The organism is Acinetobacter sp. FDAARGOS_515 (assembly GCF_003938865.1).
In the GTDB taxonomy this organism is placed as follows: domain Bacteria; phylum Pseudomonadota; class Gammaproteobacteria; order Pseudomonadales; family Moraxellaceae; genus Acinetobacter; species Acinetobacter ursingii.
The window spans coordinates 2,193,731-2,209,463 of record NZ_RKIX01000003.1; the positions used below are offsets into that span (position 1 = coordinate 2,193,731).

Annotated in this window: 12 protein-coding genes and 4 pseudogenes; 12 read left to right on the forward strand and 4 right to left on the reverse strand. The window is 37.9% G+C overall.

Going from position 1 to position 15,733, the window contains the following annotated elements; translation table 11 throughout:
- The first annotated feature begins 144 nt into the window (after window positions 1-144).
- The 7 genes from EGS47_RS12155 to EGS47_RS12185 all read left to right on the forward strand — a co-directional run bounded on the left by EGS47_RS12155 (window position 145) and on the right by EGS47_RS12185 (window position 8,753).
- Window positions 145-1,443 carry a hypothetical protein gene (locus tag EGS47_RS12155; protein WP_005005190.1) on the forward strand — a complete coding sequence of 433 codons (1,299 nt, stop codon included), beginning with the start codon at window positions 145-147 and terminating at the stop codon, window positions 1,441-1,443.
- Window positions 1,444-1,684: 241 nt separating this feature from the next.
- Window positions 1,685-2,806, forward strand: a complete 1,122-nt coding sequence (locus tag EGS47_RS12160; protein ID WP_228711805.1) for a hypothetical protein — start codon at window positions 1,685-1,687, stop codon at window positions 2,804-2,806.
- A 49-nt stretch (window positions 2,807-2,855) separates the two neighbouring features.
- Window positions 2,856-3,988, forward strand: a protein-coding gene (locus tag EGS47_RS12165; RefSeq protein WP_223235881.1) for an IS3 family transposase whose coding sequence is annotated in 2 segments (ribosomal slippage) — window positions 2,856-3,108 and window positions 3,108-3,988 — 1,134 coding nt in all. Because the reading frame shifts where the segments join, the coding sequence is not laid out codon by codon here.
- A gap of 103 nt (window positions 3,989-4,091) precedes the next feature.
- Entirely contained in the window at window positions 4,092-4,508 is a 417-nt protein-coding gene (locus EGS47_RS12170; RefSeq protein WP_228711806.1) for a hypothetical protein, read from the forward strand.
- Between the two features lie 10 nt (window positions 4,509-4,518).
- The gene (locus tag EGS47_RS12175; RefSeq protein WP_005005183.1) at window positions 4,519-5,190 is read left to right on the forward strand and encodes a hypothetical protein; all 672 of its coding nucleotides are present in this window, start codon (window positions 4,519-4,521) and stop codon (window positions 5,188-5,190) included.
- Between the two features lie 24 nt (window positions 5,191-5,214).
- A complete protein-coding gene (locus tag EGS47_RS12180; RefSeq protein ID WP_005005181.1) occupies window positions 5,215-7,584 on the forward strand; it encodes a DUF6160 family protein in 2,370 nt (789 codons plus the stop codon).
- A gap of 206 nt (window positions 7,585-7,790) precedes the next feature.
- Window positions 7,791-8,753, forward strand: coding sequence for a DUF6160 family protein (locus tag EGS47_RS12185; RefSeq protein WP_125269662.1), 963 nt, complete (start codon window positions 7,791-7,793; stop codon window positions 8,751-8,753).
- Window positions 8,754-8,770: 17 nt separating this feature from the next.
- Here EGS47_RS12185 and EGS47_RS12190 read toward each other — a convergent pair.
- Window positions 8,771-9,903 (reverse strand): IS3 family transposase gene (locus EGS47_RS12190; RefSeq protein ID WP_223235881.1). Its coding sequence is split into 2 segments (ribosomal slippage): window positions 8,771-9,651 and window positions 9,651-9,903, totalling 1,134 coding nucleotides; the frame shifts between segments, so codons are not numbered across the junction.
- 386 nt (window positions 9,904-10,289) lie between these two features.
- Here EGS47_RS12190 and EGS47_RS12195 point away from each other — a divergent pair.
- Window positions 10,290-11,166: pseudogene (locus EGS47_RS12195) on the forward strand (IS481 family transposase).
- Here EGS47_RS12195 and EGS47_RS18910 read toward each other — a convergent pair.
- Window positions 11,167-11,274: pseudogene (locus EGS47_RS18910) on the reverse strand (IS5/IS1182 family transposase); the annotation flags it as partial.
- A 234-nt stretch (window positions 11,275-11,508) separates the two neighbouring features.
- On the opposite strand from EGS47_RS18910, the gene EGS47_RS12205 reads away from it, so the two are divergent.
- Entirely contained in the window at window positions 11,509-11,922 is a 414-nt protein-coding gene (locus EGS47_RS12205) for a GFA family protein (protein WP_005005165.1), read from the forward strand.
- Here EGS47_RS12205 and EGS47_RS12210 read toward each other — a convergent pair.
- Window positions 11,911-12,840 (reverse strand): LysR family transcriptional regulator, encoded by a 930-nt coding sequence (locus EGS47_RS12210; RefSeq protein ID WP_004998929.1) that lies wholly within the window; start codon window positions 12,838-12,840, stop codon window positions 11,911-11,913. The genes EGS47_RS12205 and EGS47_RS12210 overlap by 12 nt on opposite strands.
- 171 nt (window positions 12,841-13,011) lie before the next feature.
- Between EGS47_RS12210 and EGS47_RS12215 the strand changes: the two genes are divergently transcribed.
- Together EGS47_RS12215 and EGS47_RS12220 are read left to right on the forward strand one after the other, a co-directional pair.
- Window positions 13,012-13,800, forward strand: coding sequence for an alpha/beta fold hydrolase (locus tag EGS47_RS12215; RefSeq protein WP_005005163.1), 789 nt, complete (start codon window positions 13,012-13,014; stop codon window positions 13,798-13,800).
- Between the two features lie 53 nt (window positions 13,801-13,853).
- Window positions 13,854-15,080, forward strand: a complete 1,227-nt coding sequence (locus tag EGS47_RS12220) for an MFS transporter (protein ID WP_005005162.1) — start codon at window positions 13,854-13,856, stop codon at window positions 15,078-15,080.
- Window positions 15,081-15,157: 77 nt separating this feature from the next.
- On the opposite strand, the pseudogene EGS47_RS12225 reads toward EGS47_RS12220, so the two are convergent.
- Window positions 15,158-15,601, reverse strand: a pseudogene (locus tag EGS47_RS12225) (IS3 family transposase); the annotation flags it as partial.
- Window positions 15,602-15,608: 7 nt separating this feature from the next.
- Between EGS47_RS12225 and EGS47_RS18845 the strand changes: the two are divergent.
- Window positions 15,609-15,719: pseudogene (locus tag EGS47_RS18845) on the forward strand (IS3 family transposase); the annotation flags it as partial.
- Window positions 15,720-15,733: the final 14 nt, after the last annotated feature.

Genomic DNA, 15,733 nt, shown 5'->3' on the forward strand with positions numbered 1-15,733 from the left:
TGAACCAATGTGTCTAATTTTTTCTGTTTAAACTAGTCTTGAGTTGATGATATATCGTACTTTTATCGATTTATAAATGGGTAATAGTGCGATTTTATTCTTCAAATGACAGGAGTGTCATATAAGTTATAAGGAAATCTCAAGATGAAGAAAAACAAAAAACAGAGAGCGATTATGCTTTCTATATTGCCTTTGAGTTTAATGTCTTTTTTTTCATATTCTCATGCCAATATTACTTCATTAAGTGATGGTGAGTTGAGAAAAGTGGAAGGTCAGGGTTTAATGACACTTTCTTATATTTCGCCAACAGACTCTCAAAATCAGAATACGGGCAGTAACATTGGCTTTTATAAATTGGGTATGGAAGCTCAGGTTGACTTAAATGCGAATATCAAAAAATTGCAATTAGGGTGTGGAGGAGTAAACGGAGCGGGGGCTTGTGATATTGATATCGATTATTTGAGCTTAAGTGGAGTAGCAGATACCAGTACAGGTAGAGCAAGCTCATCTGCAACCATCACCAATCCATTTATTCAATTTGCGATTAAGAATCCAAATTCTGCTTCTACACGTGAAGTGAGTGGATTTCGTTTAAGTGCCGAATCTATACAAGGGTTACTTACTTTTGGTTTGGAAAATGGAGATGCTAAAAGTGGCATTAACTCTTTTAGTGGTTATATGGTCACCAAGGATACTACGGGTACGGTAAGCACGGGTGCAGTAAATTCTGGATTGACTCAATCTGCACTGGGAAAAGTAATCACTGGGATGGCAAAAAGTTCGACTGGGCTTATTACTACAAACTTTAGATCTACTGCTTATGACTTAACTCTAAGTGCTGCATCGGGTAGTTTAGTACTTCCTTCTCAGGTCATTACAGGTAAGCGTATTACGAGTGCAAATTTAACGGGTACAGCAACCGTCAGTGGAATAGGTTTGGGAGGAACAATTAAAGCAGACACAGATTTAGGAATAGGAGTATCTGGTAATCTGAGCGGAACAATTAATAATTTAGGCGTGAATGTAACGGTTAATGAGGACTTGGGATATTTTCATAAAGTAAATCTAAATGGTACTGCTGCATCTCTTTCTATGCAGAAGCAAAACTTAATTTGGCCTGATGCTAAATCTACTGCTCAGACAGGATGGTGGTTAGAGCTTTCAAACCCAATTGATATTGGTGATGTAAGTCCGTTGAAAACAGTGGATATTACAAAAGATGTTGTATCGGCTACGCTGGATCAAGTAAGTGCATATTTAGGGCAGAAATCTCATGCCGTCAACTGTGGTATATTGGCTTTGAGTTGTGTAGTCGCTGGAAAGATTGATACAGGTACTGTAGATCTATCAAATTCAGCCTCAGTTCCTATGGGATTGACGAATCTTGTGCTTACAAATCAGAATTTTGCACCTAACTGTTATGGTAATTTAAAGTTTTGTTAATGGTAATTATTGAAATTTCGAGAGCCAATCATTTACAGAAAAAGATTGGCTCTTTCATTTATCGGAAAAGTTTTTTTTTACATGTTTTTTTTTGCATTTGCGTAATTAATGCGCATAATAGAAATTGAGCAGAGGTTGGCAAAAACTGTCAATAATTTCTCTTAAGTTCGGATGATTTAAGTAAGCTCAAGGATTCATAGAAAAAGAAATATGATGCGGAGCATCGTATAAAAGGATGGTCATGATGACGGCAATTACTTATACGGTAAATTTTAAAAAAACCGTTTTAGCAAGTATAATTGGCTTATTTTTAAGTCAACCGTGTTTTGCTCTGCAAGAAATTTCTGATGAAAAATTAAGTGAAACCACGGGTGAGGGCATTGCATTACTACCTACGGATTTTTCATTTCAATTAAATGGTGCAAACAGTACAACAAGTACTTCTACATCAAAAACTGATATTTTAGATAACACTAATCCAGGAACAGGATATTTACATATTATCCCTGTAGGACCTTTAAGCTCAACTATCCAAACCTACAATCAGACAGCAACGAATAAAATAGGTAAAGCAGATATTTATTTATATGGTCTCGCACTTTCCAAAAATGATAATAATGTAAATACTCGATATAGTGGAACTAACATTTCAAGTTGGGGAACTGCAGTAAATCCTTGGGTATTAAAAGTGTTGACTGCCTCCAATATTCCAAACTTTTCAGGTGTTAATAAACCTGTGAGTTATTTGACGTATGAAGCTCCTTTATATGATCAGAGTGTTTATTCAAATCCGAGTACAGCGCCTGATGATTATAATCTCAAGTTGGGTTTATGGGCGGATGCATTTGTAAGAGATCCGAGTAAAATAGAAGGTAGTACTGCTGAATTTTGTTTAAACGGTTCAATTGATTGCAAAACCAATAGTGCAAATATGCGAGCGAATAGAGTCCGCTTACAAGGTATATGGAATGGTCTAAGCATTAATGGAAGTAATCTTAAACTCTTTCAAACTTTAGATGGTTCAACAGTATCGAGCTATAATAATACACTGGGTATTGCTGGTTTATTACGATTTAATACTTTAAGTAGTTTAGGTGCTGGGACTATTACAGTTGCTGATTTAGACAGTAATGGAAATCGCCAGGTTGCTGCAGGTGGTGATACAAATAATAATGGGAAATGGGATACTGGCGAGGCAATAAAGACTAAAACTCTTAATACGTCATCGAAAAATACATCAAATGATGATGGTGTTTTAAGATTTAGTACTCAGGAAACAGCAGCAAGTTCAAGTTTAAATAATTTACTCAATACGCCTGCTATAAGAGGTGGATCAGGAAATTTGAACAACACTTATAAGTGATATTTTGCTCCCCAAATGATGTTATAAACATCAATATATGGAGTATTTTATGGCACGTAGACCAAGAAGAAATCATTCAAATGATTTTAAAGCTAAGGTAGCACTTGCTGCGATTAAAGCAGAAAAAACACTTGCTGAATTGAGTGCTGAATTTGATGTTCATCAAAACCAAATTATCGACTGGAAAAATCAACTGATTTCAGCTTCCTCGCAAGCTTTCGATCAATCAAAAGCTCCAACAGAACCACCCATCGATCTAAAAAAACTACATGCAAAAATCGGTGAGCAGGCATTAGAAATTGATTTTTTAGAAGGTGTGTTGAAGAAACTGGGCCGCTTCAACCACAAAAGTTAATCGATGACTCACTTCAGATTTCAGTATCTAAGCAAGCTCAGCTGCTGAAAGTCTCCCGTGGTTGTTATTACTATCGCCCAAAACCTGTGAGTGCATCAGATCTGAAGCTAATGCGGTGTATGGATGAGTTACATATGCAATACCCTTTTGCAGGTAGCCGGATGATGCGTGATTTGTTGAATCGTCAAGGACATCATATAGGACGACGTCATACACGTACTTTAATGAAGAAAATGGGCATTAATGCGTTATATTGCAAACCAAATTTAAGCCAGGCTAATCAAGCTCACCGCAAATATCCATATCTGCTCAAAGGATTGGCTATTCAGCGCAGTAATCAAGTGTGGTCTACGGATATAACGTATATCCCTATGGCAAAAGGCTTTGTTTATTTATGTGCTGTGATTGATTGGCATAGCCGCAAGGTACTTGCGCATAGAGTATCGATTAGTATGGAGGTTACATTTTGCATAGAAACATTAAATGAAGCTATTGAAAAATATGGTCGACCTGAAATATTTAATACAGACCAAGGCAGTCAGTTTACCAGTGATGCATTTATTGATGTATTGAAATCAAATGGCATTCAAATCAGTATGGATGGTAAAGGTCGATGGGTTGATAATGTGATGGTTGAACGATTATGGCGGAGCGTTAAATATGAAGAGGTGTATCTCAAAGCCTACAGCAATGTTTTGGATGCGAAGAAGCAATTAAACGCATATTTTGAATTTTATAATTTGAAACGACCTCATTCGAGTCTGGACAAAATGACTCCAGATGAGTTTTACTATGACCAGCTACCACAACAAAATAAGGTAGCTTAACTAGAGCAGAGTATCACTTATAAATAAGCTTTTAGTTGTTCAAACATGTGGGACCACCTCTATAGATGGTGGAGTTTCTCCAACATTCAATTCGCTTGAAGGGATGTATTTATATAATGCGCATATCAATTTAGCATTAGGTAGTCTATACCAACCTGTTATTTTAGGTGTGGCTGAGGATGGAAAAAATATTGTTCTGGAAGTAACAAGAATACCTGATGTAGCGGCAGTTTATAATCAGATTTATACAGACTATAGCAATACTGCTAGCAACACGTATTTTGGTTCAACCTGTAGCCAGTTTGATTGTGGTAGTTCTACGCGAAATCCTACTCATAGTAGTATTACTATTGGTGATGTAGCTTACGATTCATCGACAAAATCTATTATGGCTGATACGTCTTCATCTGCAAAAGGTATTACTTTTAAAGATGGTACTGGTACAGCGGTTAATTTGGGATCCGCTGCAATAGATGGTGTACTTATTCAGCATATGAAAATTACGACCAAAGGTCTATAGGGAGCTGAATATGCAGAAAATTCTTTTAAGTTTGGCGGTGTTGATTTCATTACCTAGTCATGCGGCATTAGAGCAACTGAACAATACTGAACTACAAAAAGTTGAAGGGCAGGCGGGTGCTGATATTTCCCTAAAAGTGACACTAAATCAGACTGCAACAGGTCAGTTCGATAGCACCTTATGTTCAGATTTAAGATATTGCCGATTGGCAATTAATCTTAATAACCGTTTTGCAAATGATCAAAATGGAAATGTAACCACAAATCGTCAATGGCTTGTTTTTAAAGGCATTCAGGGAACGATTAACATTCAAAAGTTAGGTTTGGATGGCGTTGATCTAAAATACACTGCCGATAGTGGTACTAATAGTGGTAAAGAGGTTATAAAACCAGCAATCCAGCTGGGCGCAAAATACGATAGTCCTATACTCTTTCGTAATTTTGGCTTTGATACAATGTCCATTGAAACCGATAATGGTACAGGCGATGATAAAGCGGGTTACTTGGCAAATACATCTGGGGGAACTGCTAATGTGAACTCATATTCAAATGGTGTATATACTGTTAGTGGATATGACAATGGAAGAGAGGTTGGTTTCACAGGAATGAAACTGACAGGGAATCTCGCATTAAATGGTAAAGTCATGATTTTTAGTTGTGATTCAACTCATCCACGCTGTTAAGTAAAATAAAAAGGGAGTTTGAAAATGACGGCTAAACTGAATAAACAAAAAAAAATTCTTTTAAATGTTCTTAGCTGTAGCATTTTATTTTCTATGCAAAATAGTCATGCCATGCAGGCAATGAACGATAGTGATATGCGGGCAGTGGATGGGCAGGATGGGATTGTAGCTGATGTTAGTTATGGTTCAGTTGGTTTTGATCAGCTTTATTGGGATGATAAAACTGGAAGTTCCGCAACAGCAAATACTCAGGATAGTTTAAGAGCAAGTTTGACTGGCGTGAAAATAACAACAGCCAATGCAAATCAGTCAAATGTGACTGTAAAAATGAATGCAGGTAGTTTGGCAAATGGCAGCAAAACTGGTCTTGATCTTGATGTTGCTGCTAATTTGGGAACCGTACAGGCAGATAAATTTACTCTATGTAAAACATCAGATTCGATTAGTACCTGTACGAATGCAGCTTCATTTGGAAAATTAAGTATTCAAAATACTGCGAATACACCGATAACGATGCACATGACGACTGCTGATGGCCTATTTAGTAAAACGGGATTCTCCTCACTAGATTTAGGTATAAAAGGGCTAGATATTGGTTTAAGTCAAAAACAAGATAGCTCAACTTATAATGCGCTTGTAATGAATGATTTTAATTTTAATTTTGGTGCCAAAGGTTATATGTATGTTGACCCGACAGAGGGTTTAGTTTTAAGAACAAATCCTGTTGCAGGAAGTGGTGCCACTGATATTGGTTATGTTGATTTTAAAAGAGATGTAAATGGTAAATCTGGATTGAATCTAGAGTTTATGCTGCAACCCAATGTAGCAAGTAATGGAACAATGATAAGTGCAAACTCTGCAAAAGGAGTAATACGCGCAGGCGCCAATGGTCGTATGATCAATGGGGTATTGCAGTTAAGAGGTACTCAAGATACTGCATCGACTATTTTAGGTGTGACAAATGGTAACTCAATTGCAGGCGATACTGGTCTTGCATTTCGTCTAAATGGTGAATTTACAAGTGATCGTGACAATTTGTCAGGAGTTGAGGCAACAAGTTTGGAGTTAGGTGGAGCAGGTAATCAGACCTACGGATTAAGATTCGCCAATATTACTCCATTGTTGACACGTAAAAATATCATAGGTACAGAAACAACTTCTGGAGTCGCACTAAATAGTGATCATGCTGGTTTAAGCATGGATGGTATCTATTTTAATTTAGTTAATGCCAATCAAATTACATTACCTACCAATACAGCACTGACTTCAACATATTTAGGTAACTCAGTTGATGCGAATAAATTAGTCAACACAAATGACTACATCCAAACACTCTCAACTAATAATACTCCTTATACGGTGTTGGCAATACGAGGGATGAATTTTTCAGCCTTGTCTCGTCGAGGTCAATTTATTTATACAGATGCTAATGGCGTAGTAAGTCCAGTATCTACGACAACTAAATGGGGTTTGGGATTACCTATTTATAACTTAAATGCTAATTTTGCATTTAGTCCACGTTTAAGTAATGGATCTGCTAGCGGCGATTACTTGGTTGCTTATAATAATGGTGTTATTCAGAAAACGGCAATAAGTGGTTCCGAAAGAATTGGATTTAGTGGTTCAATTAGTACACAGGGCGTAAGTAGTGATGGCTCGAAATCAACGTCAATTATCTTAATTGATGGTGGAGCAAATGCCAATGATAATAACAACCCAACTGATTACTATGTAGGTCTACGCAATATTGATATGCTACTTAATGGTACAGGTAGTATGGGTTTTGAAAATGGTCGAATTAATGTCAGTATGCCTAAACTACTTATGGCCATGTCAGCACAACTCGCTGCTGGTTATTTACCAGGAGCTAAATATAAGACTTGTCCGAGTAGTAGCGGGTGTTATGCATCTTCAGACAGCTTCACGAAAAATTATGATGTATTAGCAGCTATTAAATTAAGGCTAGCTGGACAAGCTAATTTTTCTATTCTCCCACTTTCTTTAACAGCTTCCGACTATAATAGTGATGGAACTCCTAAAGAAGATAAAAATGCGCTGAACTTTATTGGGTTATTAGAGCTGGATAAAACTCAAAATAACTCAATTCAGCTTGTAGATCCTATAGATGGTTCAACGATGGGCTTGGATAATATTGTTGGTACAGTTGCATTTGATAATAAAATAGTTGTGAATAGTAATAACGTTGGTTTTAATTTGGGTTTTAACTTTAATCCGAATAAAACCGCTGCTGAAGTTTTTAGAGTTAAGAATATAGACTTTTATCCTTCAGTGAACGGAACAGTAGGGAGTGCACAACGTCTAGCAGAACTTGCAATTACAGGTGGACGCTTAACGAGTGAAATGAAAATTACACCGCGTGACGGAGTATTTTGACAGATTGATTTCATATCGAATATGATTTTTTTAATTGATCTACTTTATGCTGATTTTTTATTCTTGATTTATAACCTAGGATAATTTTTAGGCAAATCTAAAATTCTGCTAATCAGCCTTTAGTCGGATAAAATCTTACATGTGCTTTAATTATTGTAATATGTATGATAAATAATCAAGTTGTATTTGTCTTAAGGAATAGGACAATGAAAAAAAATAAAATACTCGGATGTATAAGTCTTATTTGCTTTGCTCCTTTGACTTTTGCAATGCAGCCACTAGACGACCAAAGTCTGTCAGCTACTACAGGGCAGGATGGTATTAATATTGGTGTAGGTATTAATAAAGTACAATTTAATCAAGTTTCTTTGATTGATACAAATGGTTATGGTGCACAGGCAACTTCATATGCTAATAGGGCAAGTTTAGTTGTGGCAAGTAGAAATGCAAGCCCAACAACGCTTACTTTTAATGGTGCAAATAATACTCCAAGTTTAAATATCGTCGCTGATACAGATGGTGGTATCAATAATAAAGCATTTGCAAATTTGGCGGTTTCCTTTGCAAATCAAATCACTGGCCTGACGATTTCACCTTTTTCGATTTACTTGGCAGGAACAAATTCAACTTCTAGCTCAACGGGTTCCAAATCCATATTCACAGGAACGAATTTAAATAGTGATGTCAAAGAACTCCTACGTGTTGGCAGTAATATCGATGTAAATTTTGTGTCTGGTAATGCACCAAAAATGAACATTCAGCTCGGCAATGCTCCGCAGGGGCATATGATCCAGTTTGGAGGCGCGATTAGTTCGATTTGTAGTGCTGGGTGTCCAATTACATTAGTATCAAATTATACGGATACACAGACTCCTGCGAACTCTTATTCTACAGGGATTACTTTTAATTTAAGTCTAAAAGCGACAGATACGACCAATGGCTTTTCTCTAAATAACTTCTATTCTGGTGTGGAGACTGGCGGTTTTGTATTTGGAAATACCGGTGATTCGAGCAAATTGGATGCTGGTTTAAGTAATGTGACTCTAGGCACGACTGGGCAAAGTAATGCTACGGTTTTCAATGGGGTACAAAATGGCCCAATTGGTAATATAGGAGCAGTCGGTGAGAGGTGGTCCCACATGTTTGAACAACTAAAAGCTTATTTATAAGTGATACTCTGCTCTAGTTAAGCTACCTTATTTTGTTGTGGTAGCTGGTCATAGTAAAACTCATCTGGAGTCATTTTGTCCAGACTCGAATGAGGTCGTTTCAAATTATAAAATTCAAAATATGCGTTTAATTGCTTCTTCGCATCCAAAACATTGCTGTAGGCTTTGAGATACACCTCTTCATATTTAACGCTCCGCCATAATCGTTCAACCATCACATTATCAACCCATCGACCTTTACCATCCATACTGATTTGAATGCCATTTGATTTCAATACATCAATAAATGCATCACTGGTAAACTGACTGCCTTGGTCTGTATTAAATATTTCAGGTCGACCATATTTTTCAATAGCTTCATTTAATGTTTCTATGCAAAATGTAACCTCCATACTAATCGATACTCTATGCGCAAGTACCTTGCGGCTATGCCAATCAATCACAGCACATAAATAAACAAAGCCTTTTGCCATAGGGATATACGTTATATCCGTAGACCACACTTGATTACTGCGCTGAATAGCCAATCCTTTGAGCAGATATGGATATTTGCGGTGAGCTTGATTAGCCTGGCTTAAATTTGGTTTGCAATATAACGCATTAATGCCCATTTTCTTCATTAAAGTACGTGTATGACGTCGTCCTATATGATGTCCTTGACGATTCAACAAATCACGCATCATCCGGCTACCTGCAAAAGGGTATTGCATATGTAACTCATCCATACACCGCATTAGCTTCAGATCTGATGCACTCACAGGTTTTGGGCGATAGTAATAACAACCACGGGAGACTTTCAGCAGCTGAGCTTGCTTAGATACTGAAATCTGAAGTGAGTCATCGATTAACTTTTGTGGTTGAAGCGGCCCAGTTTCTTCAACACACCTTCTAAAAAATCAATTTCTAATGCCTGCTCACCGATTTTTGCATGTAGTTTTTTTAGATCGATGGGTGGTTCTGTTGGAGCTTTTGATTGATCGAAAGCTTGCGAGGAAGCTGAAATCAGTTGATTTTTCCAGTCGATAATTTGGTTTTGATGAACATCAAATTCAGCACTCAATTCAGCAAGTGTTTTTTCTGCTTTAATCGCAGCAAGTGCTACCTTAGCTTTAAAATCATTTGAATGATTTCTTCTTGGTCTACGTGCCATAAAATACTCCATATATTGATGTTTATAACATCATTTGGGGAGCAAAATATCACTTATAAGTGTTGTTCAAATTTCCTGATCCACCTCTGTGCATCTTTTAAAGATCTAAAAGTAAAAATCAGTGGTATGTAATAAAAAAATAAATGGTGCGCTCGGCGGGACTCGAGTTAATAATTTAACTATTTGAATCATTTATACGGTAATTGTTCGTTACCGTATTATTTAGCGTAAAAATAAAAGACTTGAACATCTATCCGCCATTAGTTGATGATGTAGCGGTTTTGGATAAGCTTAAAGTGTGAAAATTGAGACTTCTACTGACATTTTGGTAAATTTTACCTCATGTCAAAGGAGTTTCAATTTTGAGTACAAAAGCCTAACGGGAAATTGCCCATAAATTAAAAGTGTTTGCTCACGCTGAACAAAATGGCAATGTTGCATTGACCTGTCGATATTTTGGTATTTCACGAGATACTTTTTATGTTGGAAGAAGAATTATAGATCCAAAGGAGAAATTGGTTTAGTCAATAGTAAGCCATGCCCACAGAACCCTAAACTACGCACGCCAGCTGAGATCGAAGAGAAGATTATTCATTTACGTCAACACTATTATTTTGGACAGCTACGGATGAGTTGGTATTTATGGCGCTATCACCAAATTAAGATTTCAGCAGCTGGGGTATACCATGTGTTAAAACGCCATGGCATGAATCGGTTGCCTCAGAATCAGCGTAAACGATCTATTCCTGCTCCTCAGCGTTATGAAAAACAAGTACCAGGGTATCATGTTCAAGTTGATGTAAAGTTTCTCTTTTTTAAAGATCAGAATGGAAAACAAGTCAAACGATATCAATATACTGCTATTGATGATGCAACCAGAATTAGGGCATTAAAGATTTATGAAAACATAATCAAGCCATTGCTATTGATTTCGTCAATTATGTGATCGACAAATTTCCTTTCCGTATCCATACCATTCAGACTGATAACGGTCATGAATTTCAGTCTAAATTCCATTGGCATCTGAATGATCTGGCCGTTCATCATCGCTATATTAAACCACGTACACCCCAACATAACGGTAAGGTCGAACGATCTCATAAGACGGATAAAATGGAGTTCTACCAATTATTAGACTATACCGATGATGTGGATTTAAGAGCTAAGCTAGTCGAATGGGAGGCATTTTACAATTATGCCCGACCTCATGCAGCTATGAATGGCAAAACACCCTATGAGCGATTAAAAGAAAAGTTATGTTAAAATCTTGGTGTCAGTGGAGGTACTAGTATTCACATGTTCAGCTTGTGGCTGAGCATACCATTGAGTCTGCGGATCGAACCAAATTGAAATATTTCCTCGCTTGATTATAAGATGACTAATTCGTTGTGCGATAGATTTTGGATGCAGGCTTCTTCATTTGGAAATTATATTACTGATGAAGCCTTTAAGAATAGCTTTGTGCGACAAAGCCAAACAAAATTAAAAATCACCATTTTAGCGTAGATGATTCATAAGAATAAAATTGAGAAAAACCAAATTGCTATTGGTGTAATATTTGGAATATGCGATATTTTGATAAAACTTTGACAAGGAAAAGGTGAGATGTTTACAGCGTCTTGTTTATGTGGTGGCATTCAATTAAAACTATTGGCTCCTTTAAATCCAATCAATGTCTGTCACTGTAAACAGTGCCAAAAAGCCCAAGGCAGTGCATTTGCTGCAATTACACAGGTTGAAACCAAAGATCTGGAAATTGTGCAGGGGGAAGAACTTCTACAGGCGTATTTTGCAACACCAAATAAAAAGCGGGTATTTTGTAAACAATGTGGTTCACCAATTTATAGCGCACGTTTGGATAAACCTGAGGTCATTCGCTTACGTGCAGGATTGATCAACGAACCAGTCAATGTCAACGTGATTTCACATGCCTATGTCAACTCGAAAGCGACATGGGACGTCATCGGTGATCAGGCTTCGCAATATCGAGAAGCTTTGCCTGCTACATTAGTTAAATAAAGGTGTTTCTGGGTCAACAGCCTGTTTGTGATCCAGATCTAAACTTTCCAGAAGTGATTCGAGCAAATGATTATCGCGGTCGCTACGCCATGCCATGGCGGTAGTAATAAATTCTAGATGTTCTGCCAAAGGTAAAATAACCACATTGGGATATGAAAAGCGTGTGATGGATTGAGGCACCAATGCAATGCCTTGCCCACATCCCACAAACGCAATTTGTGAGGCAACCGAGCGTACTTCATGAATGACTTTTGGAAAAAAACCTTGTTTACGGCACATTCCTGTCAAAATATCATAAGATAAAGGGCTAATTTTGCGCGCAAACATAATAAATTGTTCTTGGCTCAACTGAGAAAGAGAGACTTCCTGATGTGCTGCCAAAGGATGTTTTTCGGGGAGCGCGACCGCAAGATGTTCGCGAATTAGGGGACGAGATGCAATATGATTCCCCAAATCACCTTCCAGACGGGCGAAAGCCAAATCAATATCGCCATTTTCCAGTGCGGGAATTGCTTCCACTGTGTCAATTTCTTTGACATGAATGGTCAAATTGGGAAAATGCAGTTTGGCATGTTCAATAAATTTAGGTAAAACCTCAATAATCGAAGCACTAATTGCCCCAACAGTAATGGTTCCAATCTGACCTTGCGCCGCTTCTCGAACTGCAATTTCCAAATTTTCCAGTTGATCCGCCAGTTTTTTTACCGCAGGAAGAATGGCACGTCCAGCGGGTGTCAGTTTGGTGCCCCGTCGTGAACGTTCAAATAACTGTAAGTTTAAAGAATGCTCCAGAACCTTAATTTGCTCAGTCAAAGGAGGCTGTGACATTCCAAGTTTTTTTGCGGCACGACCGAAATGTTGTTCTTCTGCAACAGTTAAGAACAACCATAGATGACGAATCAAACGAAAGTTGATCATAAATAGTAAAATAGTATGACAGTGATCTTAAAATTATATTTTACCTATCAGAGAAAGAACAGTACATTTATTATCAGCTTTAGGATGCCATTGATACACAACTGATCAAAGTCGGTTTTTCAACCCATCTTTTGTCAGAGATAAGCCAAGATTGAATAGGGACTCAATACCATGATTTTAAATGCTGAATATCACGCTTCACCGAACCCCGTGACTGAGATGCCTGTTGTCGTGTTGCACGGTTTATTTGGTAGCTTGTCAAATTTGGGCATGATTGCAAGAAAGCTCAATCAGAATCATCATGTGATTCAAATGGATTTGCGTAATCATGGTGGGTCGCCACATTCAGCAGATATGAGTTATGAGTTGATGGCGCAGGATGTGGTTGAAACACTCGATCATTTACAGGTTAATCGTTTCTCTCTGGTTGGGCATTCTATGGGTGGAAAAACCTCGATGAAAATCGTTGGTTTATTTCCTGAACGCGTTGAGCAATTGGTCATATTGGATGTTGCACCTGTGCCTTATGCAGGTGAGCGCCATGAAGGCATGTTTGCTGCGATTGATGCTGTGATTGAACAACATAATCCAAATTTAAGCCGTACTCAGGCGGCAGAAATTATGAGAAAGTATCTACCGCATGAGATGATTGTGCAGTTTTTACTTAAATCCTTTGTAAAAGGTCAATGGCTATATAATGTAGATGCATTTAAAGCCAATTATGGAAATCTTGTGGGATGGAATCCAATCCAGCCTTGGAATAAACCTTGTTTGTTTATCCGTGGTGGAAATTCGGAGTACATTTTGCCTCAATATCAAGCCGAAATAGAACAGCAATTTCCGCAAGCGCACATTGAAACTGTTGAAGGAACAGGGCATTGGTTGCATGCAGAAAAGCCAGATATCGTTTTAGGTTTTATTCAAAATTATTTGAATCATGAGGTTGAGGTAAATGTATAAGCTGCAATCGCGATTGTTAAGTTCAATTGCCGCAAAATCCTATGGATTAATACATGTTAGCACCCCGCTTGAAGGCTGTGTTCAAACTAGCTGATCAAGATAAACCTTCTTTTTTCTCAGTCCTCCTCATTGGAATCGCACAGATTATCGTATGGGGAGGATCTTTCTTTTTATTGGCAGTCATGGCGCGTCCAATTATGTCCGAAATGGGCTGGGGACGTGAACTGGTCTACGGTGCTTTATCTTTAAGTATTTTGGTTTCCGCATTTGCACTGCCTTATATTGGTCGCTTAATTTCCCGTCATGGTGGCAAGGAAATTCTGGCCATGAGCGGGATCATCACGGCTTTAGGGTTGTTCATTCTGGCCTTTAGTTATCATCTGGCCTTTTTCTTTTTGGCCTGGATTGTAATTGGGCTAGGGATGGCGATTGGTCTGTATGACACGTTATTTGCAGTCTTGGGTAATCTATTTGGTTTAAATGCCAAAGTTGCGATAGTGAGCGTTACGCTCATTTCTGGCTTTTGTACTACGATAGTCTGGCCCGTTCAGGCTTATGCAGTCTCGTTATTTGGTTGGCGAGCGACTTGTGTATTTGGTGCAGTCTTGATGATTATTGTGATCTGGCCGATTTATCACTATGCATTGCCTAAACCAAAAAAAATCGCTGAAGCGTCTGCGCTACAGCAAAAAAATAAAACCAATTCGATGAGCTTGCCCAAATCAACCTATCACTTGATATCCATTATTTTTATGATTACTTCAATTATCATGACAGTGATGACAGTGCAATTGATTGATATTTTGCAAGAAAATGGTCTGGCTTTAGCCAGCGCCATTGCGATTAGTGCTTTGATTGGACCAAGTCAGGTGGCATCACGCATGCTGGATTTGGTGATTAAGTTTGATCATCCGATTAAATCGCTTTTGGTATCAGTTGTTTTATTGGTGGTCGGGATTGTTTTGCTGTGTATCTCACTCAAATATGCTGCACTTGCAATGATCATCTATGGCGCAGGCAATGGCTTACGTTCTATCGTACGTGGCACTTTACCGCTGACCTTGGTCAAAAAAGAGGAATATGCCTGTCTTATGGGAAAATTGGCTCGTCCATCACTCATTGCACAAGCCATGACGCCGTTGATTGCTGGGTATATGATTGATGCGTTTGGTGCAAATACGGTACTTTATAGCATCGCGTTACTGGCGCTTTTAAATGTTATTTTCTCGATGATATTAATGAAAGAAATTCGACAAAGAAAAGTGATGACTCAAAGTTAAGGTTTCAAAGGAAAATTAAACGTAGAATAAAAAAATCCAACCCGACCTGAACTGCCCCCCGAAAGTTGGACAGTGAATTAAGCGGATAATAAGGACTGATTTCTGTATTGTACAGGGGTTAGTCCTTTTAATTTAACCTTGATTCGTTCATGGTTATAATAATGAATGTAATCTTTCACTGTTTGCTCCAACTCATCAACTGATTTAAATTCTTCACCATAGAAACATTCCGATTTAAGTATTCCAAAGAAACTCTCTATTACCGCATTATCCAAGCAATTCCCTTTACGTGACATACTTTGTGTCAAACCATGCACTTTAAGCTGTTGCTGATAATGGCGCATTTGATATTGCCAACCTTGATCTGAGTGTAAAATAGGGTTTTCATCAGGTTTGAGGTTACTCAAAGCCTCACTAAGCATGTTTTTAACTAAAGCATAATGTGGTTTACGTTGGGTTTGGAATGCAATAATTTCTCCATTGAACAAATCTATGAGAGGAGATAAATACAGCTTTTCACCATGTAGGGTAGATTGGTTCAACAAAAAGCGTGTACACAGTGCACTGGGTTATGTATCGCCTTTTGAGTTTGAAGCAATGTACTATGATAAGATTAATCCGTTAGGTCAGGTGGCCTAACTTAAATAAAAAAG